General features: G+C 40.3%; 17 protein-coding genes and 2 pseudogenes. 12 read left to right on the top strand and 7 right to left on the bottom strand.

Going from position 1 to position 24,108, the window contains the following annotated elements:
* Window positions 1-66 precede the first annotated feature (66 nt).
* The 4 genes from KJS57_RS21545 to KJS57_RS21530 all read left to right on the top strand — a co-directional run bounded on the left by KJS57_RS21545 (window position 67) and on the right by KJS57_RS21530 (window position 6,576).
* The gene (locus KJS57_RS21545) at window positions 67-2,706 is read left to right on the top strand and encodes an AAA family ATPase (protein WP_213656313.1); all 2,640 of its coding nucleotides are present in this window, start codon (window positions 67-69) and stop codon (window positions 2,704-2,706) included.
* A gap of 326 nt (window positions 2,707-3,032) precedes the next feature.
* A complete protein-coding gene (gene merR / locus KJS57_RS21540; protein WP_001863748.1) occupies window positions 3,033-3,425 on the top strand; it encodes a mercury resistance transcriptional regulator MerR in 393 nt (130 codons plus the stop codon).
* Between the two features lie 28 nt (window positions 3,426-3,453).
* A complete protein-coding gene (gene merA, locus KJS57_RS21535) occupies window positions 3,454-5,094 on the top strand; it encodes a mercury(II) reductase (RefSeq protein ID WP_002440486.1) in 1,641 nt (546 codons plus the stop codon).
* A gap of 159 nt (window positions 5,095-5,253) precedes the next feature.
* Complete coding sequence (locus tag KJS57_RS21530) at window positions 5,254-6,576, top strand: ISL3 family transposase (protein ID WP_009374086.1); 1,323 nt, start codon at window positions 5,254-5,256, stop codon at window positions 6,574-6,576.
* An 85-nt stretch (window positions 6,577-6,661) separates the two neighbouring features.
* On the opposite strand, the gene KJS57_RS21525 is transcribed toward KJS57_RS21530, so the two are convergent.
* Entirely contained in the window at window positions 6,662-7,660 is a 999-nt protein-coding gene (locus KJS57_RS21525; RefSeq protein WP_213656312.1) for a DGQHR domain-containing protein, read from the bottom strand.
* 134 nt (window positions 7,661-7,794) lie between these two features.
* Here KJS57_RS21525 and KJS57_RS21520 point away from each other — a divergent pair, with 134 nt between their 5' ends.
* Entirely contained in the window at window positions 7,795-8,160 is a 366-nt protein-coding gene (locus KJS57_RS21520) for a helix-turn-helix domain-containing protein (RefSeq protein ID WP_244861662.1), read from the top strand.
* 86 nt (window positions 8,161-8,246) lie between these two features.
* Here the strand turns inward: KJS57_RS21520 and KJS57_RS21515 are convergent, their stop codons facing one another.
* The 6 genes and pseudogenes from KJS57_RS21515 to KJS57_RS21490 all read right to left on the bottom strand — a co-directional run.
* Window positions 8,247-9,386, bottom strand: coding sequence for a YfbR-like 5'-deoxynucleotidase (locus tag KJS57_RS21515; protein WP_213656311.1), 1,140 nt, complete (start codon window positions 9,384-9,386; stop codon window positions 8,247-8,249).
* A 20-nt stretch (window positions 9,387-9,406) separates the two neighbouring features.
* Complete coding sequence (locus tag KJS57_RS21510) at window positions 9,407-10,132, bottom strand: hypothetical protein (RefSeq protein ID WP_213656310.1); 726 nt, start codon at window positions 10,130-10,132, stop codon at window positions 9,407-9,409.
* Entirely contained in the window at window positions 10,125-11,759 is a 1,635-nt protein-coding gene (locus KJS57_RS21505; RefSeq protein ID WP_213656309.1) for a tyrosine-type recombinase/integrase, read from the bottom strand. Before KJS57_RS21505 ends, KJS57_RS21510 begins: the two co-directional genes overlap by 8 nt.
* 12 nt (window positions 11,760-11,771) lie before the next feature.
* Complete coding sequence (locus KJS57_RS21500; RefSeq protein WP_213656308.1) at window positions 11,772-14,060, bottom strand: hypothetical protein; 2,289 nt, start codon at window positions 14,058-14,060, stop codon at window positions 11,772-11,774.
* 24 nt (window positions 14,061-14,084) lie between these two features.
* Window positions 14,085-15,311: a site-specific integrase gene (locus tag KJS57_RS21495; protein ID WP_213656307.1), complete on the bottom strand. Its 1,227-nt coding sequence runs from the start codon at window positions 15,309-15,311 to the stop codon at window positions 14,085-14,087.
* Between the two features lie 218 nt (window positions 15,312-15,529).
* Window positions 15,530-15,739 (bottom strand): annotated as a pseudogene (locus KJS57_RS21490) (YfbR-like 5'-deoxynucleotidase); the annotation flags it as partial.
* 164 nt (window positions 15,740-15,903) lie between these two features.
* Between KJS57_RS21490 and KJS57_RS21485 the strand changes: the two are divergent.
* From KJS57_RS21485 to KJS57_RS21455, 7 genes and pseudogenes are all read left to right on the top strand, one after another.
* Window positions 15,904-17,451: a fumarate hydratase gene (locus tag KJS57_RS21485; RefSeq protein ID WP_213656306.1), complete on the top strand. Its 1,548-nt coding sequence runs from the start codon at window positions 15,904-15,906 to the stop codon at window positions 17,449-17,451.
* A 1-nt stretch (window position 17,452) separates the two neighbouring features.
* Complete coding sequence (gene pnpS, locus KJS57_RS21480) at window positions 17,453-19,267, top strand: two-component system histidine kinase PnpS (protein ID WP_211021009.1); 1,815 nt, start codon at window positions 17,453-17,455, stop codon at window positions 19,265-19,267.
* A 138-nt stretch (window positions 19,268-19,405) separates the two neighbouring features.
* Window positions 19,406-20,131: a response regulator transcription factor gene (locus KJS57_RS21475; RefSeq protein ID WP_211021010.1), complete on the top strand. Its 726-nt coding sequence runs from the start codon at window positions 19,406-19,408 to the stop codon at window positions 20,129-20,131.
* Window positions 20,132-20,277: 146 nt separating this feature from the next.
* Window positions 20,278-21,387, top strand: coding sequence for a methyl-accepting chemotaxis protein (locus KJS57_RS21470; RefSeq protein ID WP_213656305.1), 1,110 nt, complete (start codon window positions 20,278-20,280; stop codon window positions 21,385-21,387).
* A 149-nt stretch (window positions 21,388-21,536) separates the two neighbouring features.
* Window positions 21,537-22,292, top strand: a complete 756-nt coding sequence (gene pstB / locus KJS57_RS21465) for a phosphate ABC transporter ATP-binding protein PstB (RefSeq protein WP_211021012.1) — start codon at window positions 21,537-21,539, stop codon at window positions 22,290-22,292.
* 18 nt (window positions 22,293-22,310) lie between these two features.
* Window positions 22,311-22,970, top strand: coding sequence for a phosphate signaling complex protein PhoU (gene phoU / locus KJS57_RS21460; protein WP_211021013.1), 660 nt, complete (start codon window positions 22,311-22,313; stop codon window positions 22,968-22,970).
* Window positions 22,971-23,160: 190 nt separating this feature from the next.
* Window positions 23,161-24,011: pseudogene (locus tag KJS57_RS21455) on the top strand (manganese catalase).
* Window positions 24,012-24,108: the final 97 nt, after the last annotated feature.

Raw genomic sequence — 24,108 nt, 5'->3', positions numbered from 1 at the left:
TAAGGAGGTAATTTGGCACATGCAGTAGAATAGATAAAAAGTAATGGTCGGAAAGGAGGTTTAGTCTTGGAGAAAAGAAGTGGTATTGATTTTATAAAAGAGCTCAGATCATACGGGAAAGAAGAATGGTTTACTAAGCTTGTAGACATCATGATGCTTAAAAAAGGCAGTTTATCTGATAAGGATAGGGAATCCGTTATAGGTATTTTATTAGGTGAGGAGGCAATTGAGGATTTTGAAGAAATAGAAGTAGAAGATTCATTTGAACAAGAGCAAACAAACTCTCAGTACTCTTTGGTAAAATTACATAACATCAATAATGTAGGTGCATTGAAAGAAAACTCAGAGATTACATTTAGTCCACATCTTACGGTCATTTATGGAAAGAACGGTGCAGGAAAATCAAGCTATTTTAAAGCATTGTCTGTTTTTTCTAAAAGAGCATACCAAATAAAGGGATATATAAACCAAAGCATAAATAATGATGGTAACGAAAAAAGAGTCAGTCTCTCATATTGTAATAGAACAGATCACGTTTTAATGCACCATGACCCCACTCAACAGATTGAAAGTTTATCACAGGAATGGATTAGTACAGAACCTTCTTTTATAAGCGGAGTTAAAGAATATATAGATATTTTTGATAATGAAAATATTGATATTGTAGTCAAAAGGGGAAAAAATTTAGATTGGAAGTTAGAACCTTTTAAGCTGCATTATTTTGAAATATTAATAAAAGAAGTAGATCAAATTCAAGTTTGTCTTGACAAAAAAATCAGTGAAAATGAAAGAACAGTAGATCTTATCCAGAATAATTTAAAGAGTGTTATAAAATTTACTGAGGTTATAGATTTATTAAATAATTCGGATAGCATGCTTGATTCTTCATTATTTACACCCCTCACTACTGAGGAATTAACTAATTATGAACAATTATTAGCACAGAGGGAAAGAATACAACAGAACAGTAATGATAAGATAAGGTTACTAACAAACGAAACAATTAATCTCAATAGAATAAAAGATGACTTAAATAAGTTAGCAGAGAAGGATAGTATTCAGGCCAAGCAGAAGAAATTAGAACTCGAGTATAATGAGGCAAAAGACATTGAGGAAACACAACAATTATCTGCCTTGAGAAATATGGATTTGGCACATATCGATAAAGTGGGTTGGCAAGAGTTTATTGGACATGCGGTACACTTTATAAAAAGCTTCGAATACCCTAGAGATAATGATACATGTATTTTTTGTAATCAAGCACTTGATCAAAAAGCTTCCGAATTAGTAGAACAATATAAAAATCTGTTTTTACAGAATAATAATCACTTAGAAAAAAAGAAATTTGAGTTAACGCAGATTGAAAAGAAAATTGAAGAATTGAAATTTCTTGAGTCTCGATTAATCTCGGAAATAGTCGGTTTTGGAGAACAAAACAAGGAGCTATTAGCGTCACTGAGGGAAAGCGACGGTATGTTAGAATCCGCCCCTACAGCTAGTCCTGTTTTATTAAATAAGGAACAGATACAGACCTATTTGGAAATATTAGATCAATCAATAAAAGAAAAAGAAGAAGAAATAGAACGATGTAAAAAAATAGAAGAAAATAGAATTATTGAATTAGAAGGTGTTAATTATAAATTGGACAAAATTGATGTTAGGAAGAGAGTCATAGAAAATAAAGAATCTTTTGAAATGATTTATGAACTCATTCAGTTAAATTCAAAACATAAAAAGTTAATTAACGCTCTATCTACCGTAAAAAGCAACATTACAAAGAAACAAAATGAAGCTACAACTAAACTTCAAATTGATAAATTTAATGAATTGTTTAATACAGAACTCCAATTTTTTAAATATAAATTTAGTATTGATTCTAAAGTAAAAAAGGGACGTTTAGATCGTAAGTATTTTGGTGAAGAACTCAATATAATTTTAAGTGAAGGGGAAAAAAACCTGCTCGGATTGGCAGATTTTTTCGCTGACATCAATTACTATGAAGATAATTGTAATCCGATTATTCTTGACGATCCGATTACGAGTTTTGATCTAGATAAAATAGATTTACTCTCAGAGAGGATTGTTACGGAAAGCAAGAAGCGACAGGTTATAGTATTCACACATAGTAAACCCTTTGTGACAGCTTTGAAGAATAAAGTTTCATTCGAAAACGGAAGAAGAGGAGCAAAGTGTAAGCTTTGTTCTGATACTTTTAAATGTAACGAGACAACGAAAATATTTTGTGCAAAGTGGTATGAAGTTTATTCTTATGAAGGTTTATCAGGTGTATTAGCCGAGGTTCTTCCTTATCAAGCACCAAAACATTTAAAGGAAAGAATTGAAGGGATACTAGCTTCACCCTGTTCTTCTGCAATTGACACTCTTGAAGGCTTTTTTTACTTAAGGTTAATGATTGAATTTTTTATTGATACATGTCTACTAAACTCAGTAAGGTCTCGTTTAGATCCTGAGGAGGACAATATAAATTGGGATAAACTCCATGGTTTGAAGGTGCTCGTGGATAACGATGGGAAGAAGGGAAGTAATAGTATTATCAGACGTACCTATTCAAAAATTAGCGGAATATCAGTTCATATTGATAAAAATAATCAAACTCTAACGTATAATAAATCCGATTTATTAGATGAACTTGATCAAATGAGAAACCACAACAATGAATTTAAAGCGTGGTATAACTCACTTTAAAGTATAAAGTTCCGATTCTGATAAAAGAAAGCTTTGCATTAAAAAGGTCGACCGCTATTTGTTTAAGATTTGTTGGCAAAAATGAATTACATCTTGTAATAATTAAAAGAGGGTCTTCGGAATATATAGTGGAATTACTTTCTTAATAGTTTAAAAACAACTGGTGTTTAAATCGGATTTTCTGGTGGGATGTTAGGATAATCAATAGTATTATATAAAAGTATCAATCACATACGAGTGATACTTTGGGAAAAAAATAAAATAGTCCAATTTACTTGACCGTGTACTATGGTACACGGTTTATAATATTCATGGGGTGAAATAAGATGATTTATCGCATTAGTGAGTTTGCAGATAAATGTGGAGTTAATAAAGAAACGATCAGATATTACGAGCGAAAAAATTTATTACAAGAACCTCACCGAACGGAAGCTGGTTATCGGATATATTCATATGATGACGTTAAGCGTGTTGGGTTTATTAAACGAATACAGGAACTTGGTTTTTCTTTAAGCGAGATTTATAAATTACTTGGTGTTGTAGATAAAGATGAAGTTCGTTGTCAAGATATGTTCGAATTTGTTTCTAAAAAACAAAAGGAAGTGCAAAAACAAATAGAGGATTTAAAACGAATTGAAACTATGTTAGACGACTTAAAACAACGATGTCCAGATGAAAAGCAATTACATTCGTGTCCAATAATAGAAACATTAACATGAGAGATTAATTAACGAAAGGAGCTTTTTTATGAATAAATTTAAGGTAAACATTTCAGGAATGACTTGTACGGGTTGTGAAAAACACGTAGAATCAGCACTTGAAAAGATAGGTGCTAAAAATATTGAGTCTAGTTATCGTCGTGGTGAAGCAGTATTTGAACTGCCCGATGATATTGAGGTTGAAAGTGCAATAAAGGCGATTGATGAAGCAAATTACCAAGCCGGAGAAATTGAAGAAGTATCATCACTAGAAAACGTGGCGTTAATTAATGAAGACAATTATGACCTTCTTATTATTGGTTCTGGTGCTGCTGCCTTTTCTTCGGCAATTAAAGCTATAGAATACGGTGCAAAAGTTGGAATGATTGAGCGTGGAACGGTTGGGGGAACCTGTGTGAATATTGGCTGTGTTCCGTCAAAAACTCTTCTTAGGGCAGGGGAAATCAATCATTTATCAAAAGACAATCCGTTTATAGGTTTACAAACATCCGCTGGAGAAGTGGATTTAGCTAGTTTAATCACGCAAAAGGATAAATTGGTGAGCGAACTTCGGAATCAAAAATATATGGATTTAATTGATGAATATAATTTTGATTTAATTAAAGGTGAAGCAAAATTCGTTGATGCTAGTACGGTTGAGGTCAATGGGGCAAAGTTATCTGCAAAACGCTTTTTAATTGCAACAGGTGCATCGCCTTCGTTGCCCCAAATTTCAGGACTTGAAAAAATGGACTATTTAACTAGTACAACACTTCTTGAGTTAAAGAAAATACCAAAACGATTAACTGTAATTGGTTCAGGATACATTGGAATGGAGCTTGGACAACTATTTCATCATTTAGGTTCAGAAATAACGCTTATGCAAAGAAGTGAGCGACTTTTAAAGGAGTATGATCCTGAGATTTCAGAGTCAGTTGAAAAAGCGTTAATTGAACAGGGTATAAACCTTGTCAAAGGGGCAACTTTTGAGCGTGTTGAACAAAGTGGAGAGATAAAAAGGGTTTACGTAACAGTAAATGGCAGTAGAGAAGTCATTGAATCAGATCAGTTACTTGTTGCCACTGGAAGAAAACCAAATACGGATTCTTTAAATTTAAGTGCAGCAGGTGTTGAAACTGGAAAAAATAATGAAATCCTGATCAATGATTTTGGTCAAACAAGTAATGAAAAGATTTATGCAGCAGGAGATGTGACTTTAGGACCACAATTTGTATATGTAGCAGCCTATGAAGGTGGAATTATTACTGATAATGCTATTGGTGGATTAAACAAAAAAATAGATTTATCGGTAGTTCCTGCTGTTACGTTTACGAATCCGACGGTTGCAACGGTTGGTTTAACAGAAGAACAAGCAAAAGAGAAAGGGTATGATGTGAAGACATCTGTATTACCTTTAGATGCTGTTCCAAGAGCAATTGTAAACCGTGAAACAACCGGTGTATTTAAACTAGTAGCAGATGCAGAAACACTAAAAGTATTAGGGGTTCATATTGTATCTGAGAATGCAGGAGATGTCATCTATGCAGCATCATTAGCTGTTAAATTTGGCTTAACGATAGAAGATTTAACAGAAACCCTAGCACCATATTTAACAATGGCTGAAGGGCTAAAATTAGCTGCACTTACGTTCGATAAAGATATTTCGAAATTATCTTGTTGTGCAGGCTAAGGGAACTTTTTTACAACTCCCTATTCAAGTGAACCAGCTAATGCTTTAAGGGATTTTCTAAGTGCATTTGTGGTCACAAAAATAATTTAACACTGATGATTTCGACATCAAATCTATAATTGATACCTTAACACCGCAGAGTAATAAAGGATGAATAATATGTCAGACTTATTATCCCTACCAGACATTAAAACAATAGAACCGCCACAAGAAAATGAAACCGATATGATGTTTAAAGTTGAAGCAGTCGGACCACCTGAACGTTGTCCTGAATGTGGTTTTGACAAGTTGTACAAACACAGTTCAAGAAATCAACTAATTATGGATTTGCCCATTCGTTTAAAGCGAGTGGGCTTACAATTGAACCGTAGACGATACAAGTGTCGTGAATGCGGATCTACCTTCTGGGAACGCCTAATATCTGTAGATGAAAAGCGTAGTATGACCAAAAGGCTTTTAAAGTCCATTCAAGAGCAATCCATGTCTAAGACCTTTGTAGAAGTCGCAGAAAGCGTTGGTGTTGACGAGAAAACCATTAGGAACGTTTTTAAGGACTATGTGGCACTCAAAGAACGTGAATACCAGTTTGAAACTCCTAAGTGGCTTGGGATAGACGAGATACATATTATCCGTAGACCTCGGCTTGTATTGACTAATATTGAACGCAGGACTATTTATGACATCAAGCCTAACCGTAACAAGGAAACAGTCATCCAACGTCTTTCAGAAATCAGTGACAGGACTTACATTGAGTACGTCACAATGGATATGTGGAAGCCCTACAAAGACGCAGTGAACACTATCCTTCCACACGCTAAAGTTGTCGTAGATAAGTTTCATGTAGTTAGAATGGCTAATCAAGCCTTAGATAACGTCAGAAAGTCTTTGAAAGCCCATATGAGCCAAAAAGAAAGACGTACCCTTATGCGTGAAAGGTTTATCCTTCTAAAGCGTAAACACGATCTAAATGAACGTGAATCATTCCTCTTAGATACTTGGTTAGGTAATCTTCCTGCTTTAAAAGAAGCCTATGAACTCAAAGAAGAGTTTTACTGGATATGGGATACTCCTGATCCAGATGAAGGTCATCTTCGTTATAGTCAATGGAGACACCGTTGTATGTCCAGCAACTCTAAAGACGCATATAAAGACCTCGTGAGAGCCGTAGACAACTGGCATGTCGAAATATTCAACTACTTTGATAAAAGGCTCACTAATGCTTATACGGAGTCAATTAACAGCATTATTAGGCAGGTAGAGCGAATGGGTAGAGGTTACTCGTTTGATGCCTTACGAGCCAAAATCCTTTTCAATGAGAAGCTCCATAAAAAGCGTAAGCCACGATTTAATTCAAGTGCTTTCAATAAAGCTATGTTATACGATACTTTCAATTGGTATGAAGTGAATGATCACGACATTACAGACAACTTTGGTGTCGATTTTTCCACACTTATTAAGAATTTGGAGAAGGGTGATTTATAAGCCCTTTTCCACCATAAAATCCGAATACCCTTAAAAGAGAAGGATGAGCACAGCTTGTGTGTCCTTCTCTTTTATGTTGACGAAATCAATTGCCAGATTGCATTAAATCCCTTAAATCGGTAGAGAGGGATTTCGATCCATTTAAACCCTTAAGGTATTTTAGAGGGCCATTTACTGACCAATCTACTTTTTTAAGCCCGTTAAGACCCTTTAAAACTACTTGTTGATTTATTTGTTTACTATTCTCATGTTTAGCTTTTAACAAAAGTTCTTTGCCTACAATTGATAGTGCATCAAGACAAACAATATGAGTTAATCTAAATGATTTATAATCGTACCATTCAGCCGTAAAAAGATCTTTTAAACCTCCATAATAAATTAATGCAATTTTTAATTTTTCCTCTTTAGAAAATAAAGAAATTGAAGGATCATTAGTTAATAAATGCAGCATTTTATATAAGTTTTGCAAAGTCACATGTCTACCCTTCGTGCGTTTTCCAATTATACTTCCGATTTCTCTAAAAGGACTTTCCTTTATCATCATCAGTTCAGTAGCAACCCAACTAAGGTCATCAGAATCCCTTCGAAGGTATTTGCTTAACGAAAGTCCAATACCTTTTGCTTTCGTATTTATTGTATCAAAGAGTTTGATTTCTTCTTCATCATCCAAGCAATGAAATGCTAAGAAAGGGACGCTAATGTCCGAATTAGTTTCTTGTATATATTTTTGTATCCCCCCCATTCGATGTTGGCCATCCATTAATGATGCTTTATCTTTACAGAATAAGCGACCGAAATTGGGGCGTTGTTTATCATAGACAACAAATTCCCAATTAGATGCCGCATTTATAAGAATTGGGGTGAATAACGAGTCATCACCCAGGGATAAATACTTTGAGAAATCATCACATCTCTTTCGGTTTACAGGACGTTGGTATCCAAATCCAGAAGGTAGATCGTATGGCTTTACAAAAAGAATTTGAGAGGCTATAGCCGCTGTAATTTGACTTTGATATACAATCTTTCCACGCATTTTCCCTAACAAGACATTTTCAATAACAATTTGATTTGTAAGTTGAGTCATGTTGTTATCTTTCCTCCCAAGCAATTTATGGTTTGATTATAGATCTTATAAGATCTAATTTCAAATGGATATATATGTTATAAGGGTGTTTAATAAATGAGATTACTTGCCTACTCTGTAGAGGGGTGAGAAATTTGAAAAATTTATTGACTATAGTCGGTGAACGTATACGCTATTTGCGAAAAAATCGGGGACTAACTCAGGAACAACTCGGTGAATTAGTGGGCCTTCCTCAGTCATATATGGGTGGGATCGAAAGGGGAGAAAAGAATATATCCTTGGAAACATTAGAACGTATAGTGAATGCACTAAATGTTAAACCCGAAGAAGTTATTTTTCGTACAAATGATAAAGCTGATTTTGAAAAAGATAAATTGATTGACATAATTTCTGTCCTTTTAAAAGGCAGGGAATTAGATGAAGTAGAAATTGTGGAGAAATTGGTGAAGGATGTATTGAAAGCTTTTGATGAACGTGACAAGAGGAGCCCGATGGAGTAAAGTGATTTGATTTTATTCGATTTAATTAAGGCAAAATAATTAACAACAGACTACCGTAGTAGTCTGTTGCAAAAAGTTTGACAATTCTAACGTAAAAAGTTGGTATACGATAAATCGTGTAATATATATGCGAGAAAAAAAATAACACATGGGTTCTCATAATTGCGTTGAATAATTGTAAGTTGTTGGTAATACCTTTCACCGTAAAGAGGGTTGTTTCTCATTTCTAAGTTGCTTTTAATTAGAGCGTCAATTTTGTCTGAAATTTCAACTAATTGCCCTTCGTATGAGTTGTCTTTTGAATTTACCATGAAATCAATTAATTCATCATGAAATATAGAGGGGAGTTTTACGAGCATTGATTTTGCAACTTCTTTCTCGTATTTCTCAAATGCTTTTCGAACCTCATTTGAAGATTTTTTAATTGGTGAGGCTACATCCCCGGTTATACCCTCGACTAAATCGTGCATTAAGGATTTTCCTAATAAACGATATGTATCTATATGTTTATTTCCAAACCGTTCTGATTCAAGAATACCATTAAACAAAGATAGTGCCGCGACACGAAATGAGTGAGTTGCATCATTATCAGGGATCAGATTAAAGTTTCCAATCCACCGCTCTACTTTATCCAGATTTAAAATATGAGAAAGTAACTCATAAAGCCCCTCTTTTTTTTCAAATTCACGTACCAGCCATACGATTGATTGGAAATCTGAGTGTAGTAACTGATTATGAAAGTGCTCATATTGTTTTTTAAAATATGGATTAGAATCTGAAGTAAATTCACGTAAGCAAAATAACATTGCGTCAAAACTATCGATATGCATAATCAGTTGACCTATATAGCTATCATCTTCAGCATTTACGATGTAATCAAAGAAGAAAGGCTGTAATGACTTTGATAAATAAGAAACGATTTGTTCACTTACTTCCCGCTCAAGTCGTTGGATATGATTCGCAACATGTGGATCTTTTTTTGTTATATGTTTTATTGAGCCAGTTACAGTTTCGTTCATATCGTGTAATAATGCTCTTGCAACTAACTGTCCTTTATTTAAAGGATTATTGAATAATTTCTCTTCTATAATTCCAACAAATATTGCAATTGTTGCACATCTGAAACTATGACTTGCCGAATTATCCTTAAATCGTGGCCCATATTCATTCCACCTTGAGACATATTGCATTTGTAATATTAGACTTGTGAATTTCCCGTTTTTCATATTTCACCTACCTATATTTTTTAGTCGAAAAGGTTAGGAGCCATATTTTTTATTATCTTCAAGTTCTCATTTGTTCTATCCGAAGCAGTATCAGATTTAGTTGTTTGTGGAAAATGGTTCTCAAGGTTTTTTAGTGACAATGACTCTGCGTTCTTTTTGAAATTGAGTAAATTGTGATTTAAATCCAGCTCTTTTCTCAAGTGCGGGAAGGTACTTGCTACTGTAATTTGTTCATATAAAGCTTTATAATGTTCCGCTTGCTTCTTGTATTTTTCGATTTTTATTTTGAGTTGTGAAAAGTCCTCTTTATATTTTCTTAACGATTGTAATTCCTCTTTTAATAAAGCAACTTCAGCGTCCTTCTTTTGATATTGGAGTTCAAATTCATTCAATTCATTATATAAGAGGTTAATGTCTCCATCGTAAGTTTCAACCAATGCTGAGAAATTAGGATAGTATACATCATCATTTGAGTTAATCTTGTGTGGTAGTGAAATTGGATTGTTTAGGGTTTCAATAAAATCAGGGATTTTACGGCTCCAAGTGTTTCGTCCAATTCCTGTTAGCTTCTGTAATTTTAAATAAGAAAGTTTAGCTCCATTGATATCTTTTTTAATTTTCAATGCAATTTTTTTTAATTCTTCAACAGAGTATTCTTCAGTTCTACCACGTTTAGCAGGTGTAGTGACTTTCTTATTGTTCTTAACGATTTTATTATTTTGAAGTAACTTGTTTTTTTTATTCATATGAATCAACCTCTATTCTAAATGAATCAACCAATGCCTTCGCTTCTTTTAGTTGGGAAAGTGAACGGGACTTATTTAATAGTGATTCTTCAACACGTATCGTGTTAATCGTGTTGATTCTTTTACCAATTTTAAAGATGTTTTCGATTTCTTGTGTGATCCGATTTCCTAACTCACATGAATACTCAGTTAGATTTTTTATAGCTGCTTCTTGTTCGTTTATCGCCGGCTTAAAAATATACAGCGTGCAACTCATACAATTGTCTGTACAGTTATCAGGGAACTCAGGCGTTAAGTCTTTACAATAACCATACTCTACTTTTCTAAAATGTTGTAGTTCATCGTATGAATACTGAAGTCCATTATTATATACATCACGTTTATTTCCCAATAAAGTGTTTGTTATTTTCTCGTTTATCCTGTTTTCATGCTTTTGTTGTGCTAAATGATATATATGTGATTCAGCAAAATGAACTGCATGATTGTAATAATTCTCTTGAGTAGCAATTTTATTATGTCCAGCCATACGAGCAATCGATAAAGGATTATATCCTTGTAAAAACATATTAATTATAGCAAAGTGGCGAGTATCACCTGGTCTTATTTGGTTGCATTCTTCATAGCCATAATATTTCACAATCACTTCATGGTGGAATTTCTTTAATTGAATCTTAAACACATGGAGATCCATCCTATTATGGGCAACTGTTCGGCTTTTTTTGTTTGATTTTTGATAGAGCGAATAAGGAAGCAGATATTCTGGGGTTGTTTTTGTTACATGTAAAATTTCCTGTATATTCTTGAACTGTTTTATAAATTGATAGGTGGCGTTATCAATTTTCACTTTAGAATAGTTCAACTTTTCATGTTCCGTTCGGTCTCTTTTTTCTTCTTTTATTCGTGTTATGTTAATCCAAAACTCATTAGATAAATTATCGAATTCTATGCAATTGTAACGCAAAAGGAAAAACTCGCTCGGCCTCATCGGGAGAATATTGGTTAACCGCCACCACAACCATATTGGCAAGTATTTAATTGTTTCTTCTGAATCAAATTGTGTGAAAAAATGTTCGATACATTTGTCGTAGATCATTACAGAATGAAAATCAGGGAGTTCTCTGTTACTATGTTTTTTATACGAATATCTTTCGCATGCTTCAACGATCTCATGCTTATTTGGTAAGCCGGCGAAATTGATAAACATTAGTAATGTTTTTGTGATTCGACTCGATTCAGGTGATGATAAAGTTGCACACATTATGTGATATTCATTGATAGCACGAAATGCATCAGTTGCATTAATTATTCTTTTCAAGTAATTAATTTCTAAAGTTATGGTAGTAGGTGCAACTCGGTTGACAATCCTAATTATTGAGTATGCCTTCAATAAGTAATTGAACTCCGAATGTATTTCTAAATCAAAAACTAATGTAAATGGGACGTTGTAGACTTCGCTTCTATATTTCCATTCTGTGTCTTCAAAAGAATTTACTTCAATAATCCCTGTGTCTTTTAAAAATATGAAAGTGTTTAAGATATCGGCCTCATTGCTTTCTGTCATAATAATGTTTTCAATTAATTCAACTTTAGTTATTCCGGCATTAAATAATTTCTTTCGCACAAGCATGGAAAGTTCAACTCATTTCTGTGGTATATCTGATTTTAATTTCAATAAAGGGATTAGTTCTTTGAGTGTGGCCTGGAACTCTTGATAAGAAAAAAATGAATCAACATATTCTCTATCAAATGATTGATAAGCTTCATTAAATAGTAAAATAAGATGGAGCATAAATCTTGAATCTCTTTGCAATAATGCATCGTATTTTGATTCTTTGATAAGCTCATACAAACGTTTAAATTCATCTGCGGCTTCAGTTAAAACGCTTGAATGAGGTATGAAATACTCGCAACCAAAGCAATTCTTTCTTAACGGATATTTGCAATTAGGATAGACCAAACATTGTCCACCAGGTGTTCGAGCAGGCAATCTTCCAGCCATGATCTTTTTTATCAAGAGAATAAAATCTTCAGTTGTGCGACGGGTCAGATTAGATAGTACAGAATTTTCTTGTTTTGTTTTAGCGTTGATAAATTCCCCCCAACCCTCGACCTCAAAGGGTTTCAGATCTGACCTTAAATTTTCTATAAGTGCAGTTCTGTTCTCGTTTGAAAGCTTCTGAACAAGAGGTGATACTGACATGTCTATAATGTGTTTGTATAGCCAGCCAAAATGTCCACGTCTGAAAATGTTTAGTGAAACTCTGTTTAATGACCCGTCCTTGTTTGTATTATTAAGATAAATTTCTGTTGAGTTTGGGGATTTATGAGATCGAGAAACCTTTGCAAGTTCTAATGCAACGTCTGCATCTGATCCATCTTCTTCGACAATGGAATAAAAGAGATAGGTGAGTGTACTTCTATTCATTTTTCTTGATTGAAAACCCATTAATTGCTGATTTTCACTAAACATCAATCGTTTAGTAAAATCGGATATGCGGTAACTACTCAAAGTGCTTAACAAAAACTCATGGTTTTTTCTTCGTCTATGTAGCTCGCTAATTATGGCCGCATTAGCAAAAGGAACTACCATATCGGGTATTACAAAAAAGTTTAATATTGCTTTTGTTTTACTTGATAAAGCTTGTTCAACCTTTTTACTGACTTGTTGAACTATTTGGGATGCTTGGGATAAAGAGATACAGTTATCATTAAACCAATCAATAGAGTCAATTCCTATTGCTTCAATATCAATTGCTGGTAAGTTATTTACGATGTCGGGTGCTCTCCATGCATCGGTTAAGTGCATAATAATAAATAACCAAGCATTAGAGACTTTTTGTGAGGAGGTAGAAAGTGGAATGAGGTAATCAAGATTTTTTACGTAGTTCACATATTCAAAGTATAATTCTGGTGTATATATTGACTTTTCATCAGAGTTTGTTTTCTTTTTTTCGTATCTACTTATCACGATATTCTTTGAACGTCTTATATTGTATAGGCTATCGCTATATCTGATAAAGTCTAATAAGATTTCTTTTCTGTTACTTGAAATATCTTCTCGTCTCATTAGTAGTTCTACTTCCGAATCAGATAACTTTGCAAGTTTGAAAATAAATTTTGAAACGTATCGTTTATATGTTGATACATAAATAGATACATTCTGGTTTTTTTTACGTAATGAGGCCGCACTACTTTTTAGCTTTAATAAACAGAAGTCTATATATAGGTTTGTAGTCTCAATCGGGCAGTCATGTTTAAAATTCAAAACTTGATCTTGTAATTTAACAATCAGTTTTTCCACTGTTTTCGGGGCAGTTGCTTCTCTCTTATTTGACTCAAAAGCCTCAATATCGCTTATTAGAACGAACTTAGTTCCTAAAAATAAAATAGGTTTTGGTAATAAATTTTTATCAAAGTACTTGTATACGGACTTATAGCTATTCAACTTCAATCTAACAGAAAGTTCACGGATACTCATTGTTCCCTTTGGTCTAAGTCCCATATAATCTGACGGCGTGTTATTCATTGATAAATATCGAAAAGGTTCATAGTGATTCTTAAAATGTTCAAAGTCAGGTTTGGATATCAAGTAATGTATGCCTTGCTTTATAATCTTCCCTAGTAGATTATTGTCTCGCATCTTCTTAAACGTAGCTTCGGGAGAAGGGAATCCATTTTCCATAAGCCATTTCTTTATTTCAGAACTGTGTACGTATTCACCGTTTAATACTGGCTTTTTCTTCTTCAATTCATAGCTCTCATAGTATTCAATTTCGTCCAGACATATGTAAAGTTTACGGTCGTGCATAATATTTCGTTTGAATTTAACAACGATAGAGTAAACTATGTTACGACTTAGCTCCCAGCGTTTCTGCAACTCCGCAATATTTATCATTCCTTGTGGAGCAACAATATCTTTTTCTTCCATAACTCGCCTCTCTTTTTGACTGGATTAGTTCCTTTTTCTTTGCTGAATAAGCATAGGAAGATAATTAGTGGTCATATTTTGCAACTTTTCTTCAATCTTTCTTTTCATTCTTTCAGTTCCACTCATGTATGAAAGGGAAGAGGTTAACTGTTTATCCCCACGAGGCTGGGCAATATCATATGGATTCTCCGCTTCTTCAGCAAGTAAGTTAGTAAATGTACCTCGTCCAATGTGTGTAGACCATTTAGCTGTATATAAGTGATTCCCAAGCAGAACATCATCCTTATAATGACTCTCTCGTAATCGTTTAATAAAGTGTGTTTTAGCCTTTTCAAAGTATTGTCTGTAACTACCTAACGACATTGCTTTACCATCTCGATTGATAAACAAGGCATTAGAACCATCTGTAGGTATATATAATTTGTAGTGGTTCTCTTTAAAAAGGCTTAACCAATCGTGAATTGACATTATTCGTTGTTGTCTTGGTCGTTTTACGCTAGCATCACCAGTTCGTATATCAGTTCGAAGATTATTGTTATTTAATGAGATGAGTATTTCTCCAGTTGGCTTCACTTTAACGTCAGATCTCTTAATGTTAACAACCTCACCTGCACGTAATCCTCCAAAGATTTGGAAGTAAACTCCAAGTAAAATCGGATTAGCTGTGGTAATAACGGACTCTAAAAACATTCCAATGTATTGATAAGGCAATATATGCTCAATTTTTCTTGCCTTTATTGATGGGTAAATTGGAGTGAATGGGGATTTGATATATGTATGATAAGGTCCTGTATGCTTTTCGAATGCATTGTCTTGAACATGCTTCAGTATTTCATGCTTGTACAAAAAAAGGTATAGCTGTGTAAGTGTTTGCTCTGCATCCTTAACAGTTCCATATGCTCTTGAATTCGCTGTCAAGTGGTTCAAAAACTCATTCGCGTGTGAAAGGGTAAGGTCTTCTAAAGTGGATACTTTGAAATCGTTTTGGCGATCTAATATGAAATTTAAGAATGCGACTGTGGTTATTGTGTGCTTTCTCATTGTGTTAAATTGCTTGTTATACCATTGAAGAACAAACTCAGATATGGGATGAACCACCTTGCAATCTGTTCTTAAATCTTTAAGACAGATCACCATTACCTGTTTCTTTTCAATTTCCTCTTTATTTTTAAGTTTAATCCAATCAAGCCACACTGGCTCCGCAATAAACCGAATATATCTGTCATGATTAAAATCTACAATCTTGTCCAAATGTACTTCGCCCCAATATGCGTATTTTTGTGTGCAAGTACGTACATTAATGATTATTGAAGATAGTCAACAAATACAATAATACCAACGTTTCCAATTATGTGCAACGATATTTTAAGAAAAAATATCTCAGGAAACGTTGGTATTATAGGGTTTTGACTATAGTTTATATATCTATATTTGTACACTATATTCAATGTGCAACTTTATGTAGATAAGGTCGCATCGTGAAACAAGGCCAGGGTGGCCGCACGTTCTGCATTCAGATGGCGTCCGAACATTCCGTTTCCGATTTCGCACAGGAGATGCGCGAGCAGGGCAACATGGAAGGAATGCTCCGCCACGTTTTCGGGAGCGGTGCTTCGCATCAGGCTCCAGCGCCGGATGGAACGAAGGCGATACATATAAGCGGAAAAATGGTAGCTCATCAGTGAGAAACCTCTCTTTTCGGGATGATATATTTGACTATATTTTCAACCTCTGATTAGGTACTATGATATTATAAAGCTATTGAAGAAGAGAATGCTATCCGCAAAAATACGTCAGACATAACCTGCAATGAATTCGAAGACAAGAGAGGGGAACTTGGATCATGCATCAGTTTGAAGAGAGCGTATATCAATTAATTGTGGAAACGTCTACGAACCTGCCCGGGGATGTCCGGAGGGCGGTAAATCGCGGCCGGGCGATGGAAAACCAGGATACTCGCGCAGGACTCGCCTTGTCGACCATTACCCGGAACATTAATATGGCCGAGGAGCAAATTTCCCCGATTTGTCAGGATACCGGGATGCCGACATTTATTGTGCATACTCCGGTTGGCGTGAACCAGATCGAACTGAAAAAAGACATTAAATCGGCCATTCAACGAGCAACCAAGAACGGCAAGCTGCGGCCGAATTCAGTCGATTCGCTTACCGGCGAGAATAGCGGCGACAATTTGGGTTCAGGCACACCGGTGATTCATTTTGAGCAATGGGAAGAGGACTATATCGATATGCGGCTGATCCTAAAGGGCGGCGGCTGTGAAAATAAAAACATCCAATACAGCCTGCCGGCTGAACTTGAGGGGCTTGGCCGCGCGGGCCGGGATTTGGACGGCATCCGCAAGTGTATTCTGCATGCGGTGTATCAGGCTCAGGGGCAAGGCTGCAGCGCCGGCTTTATCGGCGTAGGTATCGGCGGCGACCGGACGACCGGTTATGAATTGGCGAAGCAGCAGTTGTTCCGTGCTGTGGATGACGTCAATCCGGTTCCGGAGTTGGACCAGCTGGAACGGTATATCATGGAGGCGGGCAACCAGTTGGGCATCGGTACGATGGGCTTCGGCGGCGAGGTAACGCTGCTGGGTTGCAAAATCGGAACGGCGAACCGCCTTCCGGCAAGCTTCTTCGTATCCGTAGCGTACAATTGCTGGGCTTTCCGCCGGCAAGGCGTAAAAATGGATCCCGTAACAGGAGAAATCGGTGGCTGGTTATATCCTTCCGGCAGCGAAGTAGCCATGGAAGAGCCGGTGCAACAGAATGAAACCGCCGCCGCGGGTTCCGTTCCGCCTAAGGGACGGGAAATCGTGCTGCAAACGCCGATTTCGGAAGAGCAGATCCGCAACCTCCGCGTTGGGGATGTCGTAATCATTCAAGGTGAAATGCATACAGGACGCGATGCGCTGCACAAATACCTGATGGATCATGATGCGCCCGTCGATTTGAATGGCGCGGTTATTTACCATTGCGGACCGGTCATGCTTAAGGATGAAGAGGGCTGGCATGTCAAAGCGGCCGGGCCTACGACGAGTATCCGGGAGGAGCCTTATCAGGGCGACATTATTAAGAAGTTCGGCATCCGTGCGGTCATCGGCAAGGGCGGGATGGGCGCGAAGACGCTTGCCGCGCTTAAAGAGCACGGAGGGGTATATTTGAACGCCATCGGCGGAGCGGCTCAATATTATGCGGAGTGCATCAAGAAGGTGAACGGCGTCGATTTCATGGAATTCGGCATTCCGGAAGCGATGTGGCATTTGGAGGTCGACGGTTTTGCGGCGATCGTTACGATGGATTCGCATGGGGAGAGCCTTCATGCCGGAGTAGAGAAAGAATCTTTAGAAAAGCTGGCCACGTTTAAAGAAGCGGTGTTCAAATAACATGAAAACATTTCGTTCCCGCCTGATTTTCATCTTAATGAGTTTAATCGGAGTCTCAATGCTTGCGGCGGGATTGTCGATGGCGCAGGTGTTCAAGGATTCCCACATCCGTGCCCTGGAAGAAAATATGGCACGGGAAATCAATTTGCTTGAAAGTACATTTTCTTTTATTCCAGTGGATGACCCGGGAGCAGTATCATACTACACTGCCAAAGCGCAGGAACTGGACCAACTGATCGATTCCCGGATCACCTTTATTAATCTGGACGGCACAGTCATCGGTGATTCGGAAATGCTGCCCGGGGAGATGGACAACCACAAGAAACGCAAGGAGATCGAGTCGGCGTCCAGCGACAAGGTCGGCAGCGCAATCCGGCATAGCGAGACGATCGGCGAAGACATGCTCTATGTCGCCCGGCATGTGAAAACCGATGCCGGATTCGACGGTTATATCCGGCTATCGATGAGTTTGGCGGCCGTTGGCAAAGAATTGAATAAAGGATGGTACCTGATGGGAGGAGGTCTGTTGCTTCTTTTCCTGGCAGCAGCCTTCGTCAGTTATCGGGTAGCCTCAGGGCTAACCAGACCATTGGAGCATATCACCCGGGTTGCGAACCGGATTTCCGGGCTTGATTATGACGCCAGGGTGAATTTGGACCGCCGGGATGAAATCGGGCAACTGGGCCAGGCTATTAACGGAATGGCCGACAGTCTTCAGCAGCAGCTTAAGGTCATCCATGACAATGAAGACTTGATGCAAAGCGTGCTGGCTAATATGACCGGCGGCATCATGATGATCGATTGTGCCGGTAAAATTGCCTTGATCAACCGTGAAGCGGAATCCATCCTGCATGTCCGCAGCGAGCATATTCTTGGAATGCCTTATGAGGACTTGAAGCAGAATTACGAGTTCATGAAATTCGTTGAAGAAGGAATTTCTCGCAAGGAGTTCCTTCGCGTCGAGCGGAATGTATATGCGCCCGAGGAGAGGGTCCTTCAATTTGACGGGGTCCCTATGTTTGAAGATGACAATAGCTACAGGGGTATGCTGTTTCTCCTTCAGGACGTGACGGACATCCGGCGCCTGGAAGGCATGCGAAGCGAGTTTGTCGCTAATGTGTCCCATGAATTGAAGACGCCGATTGCGGCGGTCAAAGGGTTCGCGGAGACGTTGCTGGCCGGCGGCGTGCCGGATGAGGAAACCCGGCGCTCCTTCCTGCAGATCATCCATGATGAGGGAGAGCGTCTGAACCGGTTGATCGGCGACATTCTGGAGCTGTCCAAGATCGAATCGAAGCGGGTGCCGCTCGAATATGCGCCGGTCCATTTGAAGGAGCTGTTCGGCAGCATTTTTGAAATGATGCAGCCTGCCGCCGCCAAGAAGTCGATCGTTATGGTGCAGGATATTCCTGAACATCTGTTCATTGAAGGCGATGAGGACCGATTAAAGCAAATTTTCATGAATCTGCTCTCCAATGCGATCAATTACACGCTGGAAGGCGGCAGGGTTAAAGTTGATGTCGATGTTATCGACGTCGACGGGGATGAGGAGAAAGTCCGGATCGCAGTCAGCGACACCGGCATCGGGATTCCTAAGAAAGACCTGCCGCGGATCTTCGAAAGGTTCTACCGGGTAGACAAGGCGCGTTCGCGCAGCTCCGGGGGAACGGGCCTGGGGCTGTCCATCGTCAAGCATTTGACGGAGCTGCACCACGGCACGCTCCGCGTAGAGAGCAAGGTCGGCGAAGGCTCCTCCTTTATTCTGGAGCTTCCGTTTATGCAGCAGCATGAAGAGGAGGGCTATGAGGCCGAATAATTACATCAAGAAAACATAGTATGCGACTTTTCAGTATTTTTATATTTTTACACCCCGTTAACATATCCATGTTATGCTTGGCTTGTTTGATAACGTGTAACGGATAGGTCGTAACTTTTGGAGAAAATGGGGGTAACTATGACGCAGCGATTGTTGGTAATAGAGGATGAACCGACGCTTTCGAGACTGCTGTCTTACAATTTAACGAGTGAAGGATACCAAGTGGTTGTGGCCGAGCATGGGCAGATCGGCTTTGATACGGCGATGCAGGAGGAGTTTGATCTCATTTTGCTGGACCTGATGCTTCCCGGCATGAACGGGTTTGAAATCATGTCCAAGCTGCGGGGAGAAGGCGTAAAGACGCCGATCATTATTCTGACAGCCAAAAATGCGGAGGAAGAGGTCGTCGAGGGATTGAAGTCAGGTGCGGATGACTACATCACCAAGCCGTTCGGCGTTGCCGAGCTTTTGGCCAGAGTAGCTGCCGTTCTCCGGCGTTCGAATGGGCAGGAAGAGCGGGAGCCTTCCCCAGTGCAGTCTGAGGCTCAAATATCCCTTGGCGCATTGACGGTTTATCCCGAGAAATACGAAGTGACTCTTAACGGAGAACAGATCACGCTTCGGCCTAAGGAGTTTGAAGTGCTGCTGTACCTGGCCCGCAAGCCTGGGGTGGTAATGACCCGGGACGATCTGATGAACGCGGTCTGGGGATTTGATTATATCGGTGGCCAGCGCACGGTCGACGTACATGTCAGTTCGCTCCGCAAAAAGCTTGAGCTCGATCCGGGATCCGTTCATATCGATTCGATCCGGGGAGTCGGGTACAAGCTTGTGGTTAATAAGAAAAAAACGGTCCATCATTGATTTTGGAATGATGGGCTTTTTGTTTATCAAACCAAGGAATATCGGCCTATTTTACATAGTGCTTTCGTCCTGTAAACATTCCCCTAACACTATTGGTCTATCATTCAGGCATACTCTAGTTTTATTAGGGATGAGGAGTGGTAGAATTGAGCAACCAGGCAATCCTTGAATTAAAAAGAGAAAGTGGGGTCTCAGCGGAGGCTTATTGCCGGACCGTGCCGGTAATAAATCCACGGGAACTGTGCCAAGAGGTGCTGCGGATGTTTCAAAAACAGCCGGATCTTCCCTGTATCGTAATCTGTGATGATTATAGCTCTCCGGTCGGCCTGATTATGCGGGATACGTTTTACCGCCACCTGGCGGGAAGGTTCGCAGCCGACCTGTTCTATGAACGGCCCGCCAAGGACTTCTCGGAGCGGTGCCCGCTTGTATGCGAGCTGTCCATTTCCGCTGCGGAGCTGCTGGATGCCGCATTAAACCGTGAAGGCCACCAGTTCTATGACAGCATGATCGTAACGGAGCAAGGACGGTTTAGGGGCATATTGACCGTTCAGGATTTGATGCTGCTGTCGAGGGATCTGCAGCGGGAAGCGGAGCAAGCCCGCCGTTCGGCGATAAGCGAGACACGGAATCGGGTGGAGGAAATATTGCGTGCGGTGGAAGAGGCCTCGGGAGCATCGAAGCGGAACTTAACGGAATCCGGAAAAATGACTTCACTGGCCTCCGCAGGCAGGCTCGAGCTTGAAGAAGTGAAAGCTTCATTTACCCGGGTAGCGGACATGACCCGTTCGCAGGAGCAGCAGGTCACCGAGCTCAGCGCACGTGCTGCAGAGATATCACAGGTTGCCGCAAGAATCCGGGAACTGGCTGACCAAAGCGGTATGCTGGCGATGAATGCTTCCATCGAAGCGGCGCATGCCGGGGAGCATGGGCGCGGTTTCGCGGTTGTAGCCAGCGAAGTACGAAAGCTGTCCCAGCAGACGAAGAAGCTGTCCGGGGAAATCGGAACGACGCTGGAGCAGGTAGGCGGCCTGGTCGATCAAACCGCCAACTCCGCAGTGTCCACCGCTAAAGAAATGGAAGAGAGTCTAGGCAGGGTTGAGAAGGCCGAAAATACTTTCGGACTGCTTGTCGAGTCTGCTTACCAGAACGAGAAGCGGGGAGAAGAGGTTGTACGTTCATCCGGGACCGCTGCGCTCACCACCGGTTTGGTGCGCCGGGAATTATCGAGGCTTGCCGAAACGGGAGGAGTATAAATTTTACACAGCGTTTACAATTCAGCTTAATCCTCTTTACATAAGAAAGGTAAAATCGTCATGTACCTAATTACCTAAGATCCGGCACGGGCTCGCTTCAGGGCGATGTCCGTGTTTCATATTTGACAATATACTATGGGAGAAATGTCATGACGCCGATTATTCATATTGAAAATTTAAATTTGTATTATGACCAGTTCCATGCGCTGAAAAATGTTAAGCTCGACATTCCGGAAAAAGCGATCACCGCCTTCATCGGACCGTCGGGATGCGGGAAGTCGACCTTGCTCCGGACCTTGAACCGGATGAACGACATGATTCCGGCCACAAGAATCGAAGGGTCCGTTAAGATCGCAGACAAAGAAATTTACGGCGACGATGTCCAAGTGGAAACGCTGCGCAAACAGGTAGGAATGGTGTTCCAACAGCCCAATCCTTTTCCTAAGTCCATCTATGACAATGTGGCTTACGGTCCAAGATTGCACGGAACGAAGAACAAGGCCGAACTGGACGAAATCGTCGAGCAAAGTCTGAGGCAAGCGGTGCTTTGGGATGAAGTGAAGGATTTCCTCAAACGCTCTGCGCTGAGCTTGTCAGGAGGACAACAGCAGCGGCTTTGTATTGCCCGGGCAATCGCGGTTCATCCGCAAATTTTGCTGATGGATGAAGCGACCTCCGCGCTGGACCCGATTTCCACACTGAAGATCGAAGAGCTCGTCCAGGAACTGAAAGATAAATTTACGATTGTTATGGTTACGCATAACATGCATCAGGCAGCTCGTATTTCGGATCGAACCGTCTTCTTTCTGAATGGGGAAATCATTGAGGCTGACGATACGAGGACCCTGTTCTCGACCCCGCGGGATTCGCGTACTGAAGATTACATTTCCGGCCGGTTCGGATAATAAAGGAGGCAACTTGAGATGATTCAAAGAAAGGAATTTGATCAGAATCTGGAGGATTTGCGGCAATTACTCAGGCAAATGGGAGAGCATGTGGAGCGTGCGCTGACCGAATCGATTACGGCTCTTCAAACCTTTGACGCCAAGGAAGCAAAGAAAATCGTTGAGCGGGATATCATCCTAAATCAAATGGAAGAACAGGTGATGGATCTAGGATCAAGGCTGATTGTTACCCAGCAGCCGGTAGCCAAGGATCTGCGTCGTATTATCGTGGCTTTCAAAATTTCCAGCGACCTGGAGCGGATGGGCGATCTGGCTATCGATATTGCGAAGGTGACGATTCGCCTGGAAGGCCAGTCATTGATCAAACCGCTTGTGGACATTCCGAAAATGGCCGAACTGGTCGTCGTCATGGTTCAGGAGTCGCTGCAATCCTATTTGGACGAGAACACGGATTTGGCTTATAAGATGGCAAAGGATGACGATGAGGTTGACCATTTGTACAGTCAGATCATCCGGGACTTGTATGCCCATATGGTTGAGCATGCCGGCGAGCTTCAGCAGGCGATGCTTTTGACTCTGGTAGGACGTTACATCGAACGGATTGCCGACCATGCCACCAATATCGGGGAAAGTACGGTTTATCTCGTGACGGGACACCGCCCTGATTTAAACCAATAATCGCATCGACGGGAGCTCCAACGATGAACATGGAATAGATCCTCCTCCGCTTGCCGTATAGACCGACCTTCCTGACGAATCCAGGCATCATGCACGAATGCTTCGGCAACGTGTCTTGATTCGCCTTGTTTGAGAAGGGTAAGTAAATTAACGGATCATACAGCATCTCATGAACATAAGGAGGAATATCATGTTTTTTCACATCAAAGAACTCCAGTTCAAGGCAAACCCGAAAGACCCGATCCCGCCTATGCAAGGAAGTTGCAGGAAGTATTAGGCGGTCAGTACGGAGAAATGTCGGTCATGATGCAATACTTGTTCCAAGGTTTTAACTGCCGTGCGGACCGCAAGTACCGCGATATGCTGCTCGATATCGGCACGGAAGAAATCGGGCACGTTGAAATGTTATGCACGATGATCTCCCAATTGCTGGACGGAGCTCCCGCGGATCAGGTCGATGAACTCGCGAAGGACCCGTTGATCGGAGCGGCGCTCGGCGGCATGAATCCGCAGCACGTGATCGTGTCCGGTTTGGGAGCTACGCCTTCCGATAGTAACGGATTTCCGTGGAACGGGCGTTACATCGTCTCCAGCGGCAATCTGCTGGCGGACTTCCGCGCCAATCTGAATGCCGAATCCCAAGGTTTGGTTCAGGTGGTGCGGTTATACGAGCAGACGACGGATCCCGGGATTCGGGAAATGCTTTCCTTTATGATCGCCCGCGATATCCTGCACCAAAACCAATGGTTAGCGGCTATCGATGAGATTGAACAAATGGACGGACCGATCGCGCCGGCTTCATTTCCAAGAGAACTGATCGTGGAGGAAGCCAGCCGTCAATTCTTGAACTTCTCCGAAGGGGAAGAGAGCAGTCAGGGCCGCTGGGCAAACGGGCCGCTCTACGACGGCACGGGGAACTTCGAGTATGTGGCGAAGCCGCAGCCTCAAGGTCAGGCTCCCGAGCTTAAGCCTGCTGCGGATCATCAGCATTCCACTCCGGGCAAAGCCCCTTACATTACGAATCCTCCGACATCTTTTTAATTATTAAATCTCATTTCCGGCTCCTGTCTTTGACAGGGGCCGGTTTTTCGTTCGGGCTAACTCTTGATTACAAAGCGCCAGAGGCTCCGAACGCCGA

Origin of the sequence: Paenibacillus vini (genome assembly GCF_018403325.1) — a bacterium.
Taxonomy (GTDB): Bacteria; Bacillota; Bacilli; order Paenibacillales; family Paenibacillaceae; genus Fontibacillus; species Fontibacillus vini.
This window is presented reverse-complemented; position numbering and strand designations above follow the sequence as displayed.

Coding starts and splice junctions, on each gene's coding strand:
- KJS57_RS21505 (WP_213656309.1), bottom strand. CDS start 11,759: ATGCTTGTGCGAAAGAAATTATTTAATGCCGGAATAACTAAAGTTGAA.
- KJS57_RS21510 (WP_213656310.1), bottom strand. CDS start 10,132: ATGAATAAAAAAAACAAGTTACTTCAAAATAATAAAATCGTTAAGAAC.
- merA (WP_002440486.1), top strand. CDS start 3,454: ATGAATAAATTTAAGGTAAACATTTCAGGAATGACTTGTACGGGTTGT.
- KJS57_RS21525 (WP_213656312.1), bottom strand. CDS start 7,660: ATGACTCAACTTACAAATCAAATTGTTATTGAAAATGTCTTGTTAGGG.
- KJS57_RS21515 (WP_213656311.1), bottom strand. CDS start 9,386: ATGAAAAACGGGAAATTCACAAGTCTAATATTACAAATGCAATATGTC.
- phoU (WP_211021013.1), top strand. CDS start 22,311: ATGATTCAAAGAAAGGAATTTGATCAGAATCTGGAGGATTTGCGGCAA.
- merR (WP_001863748.1), top strand. CDS start 3,033: ATGATTTATCGCATTAGTGAGTTTGCAGATAAATGTGGAGTTAATAAA.
- pnpS (WP_211021009.1), top strand. CDS start 17,453: ATGAAAACATTTCGTTCCCGCCTGATTTTCATCTTAATGAGTTTAATC.
- KJS57_RS21530 (WP_009374086.1), top strand. CDS start 5,254: ATGTCAGACTTATTATCCCTACCAGACATTAAAACAATAGAACCGCCA.
- KJS57_RS21475 (WP_211021010.1), top strand. CDS start 19,406: ATGACGCAGCGATTGTTGGTAATAGAGGATGAACCGACGCTTTCGAGA.
- KJS57_RS21500 (WP_213656308.1), bottom strand. CDS start 14,060: ATGGAAGAAAAAGATATTGTTGCTCCACAAGGAATGATAAATATTGCG.
- KJS57_RS21485 (WP_213656306.1), top strand. CDS start 15,904: ATGCATCAGTTTGAAGAGAGCGTATATCAATTAATTGTGGAAACGTCT.
- pstB (WP_211021012.1), top strand. CDS start 21,537: ATGACGCCGATTATTCATATTGAAAATTTAAATTTGTATTATGACCAG.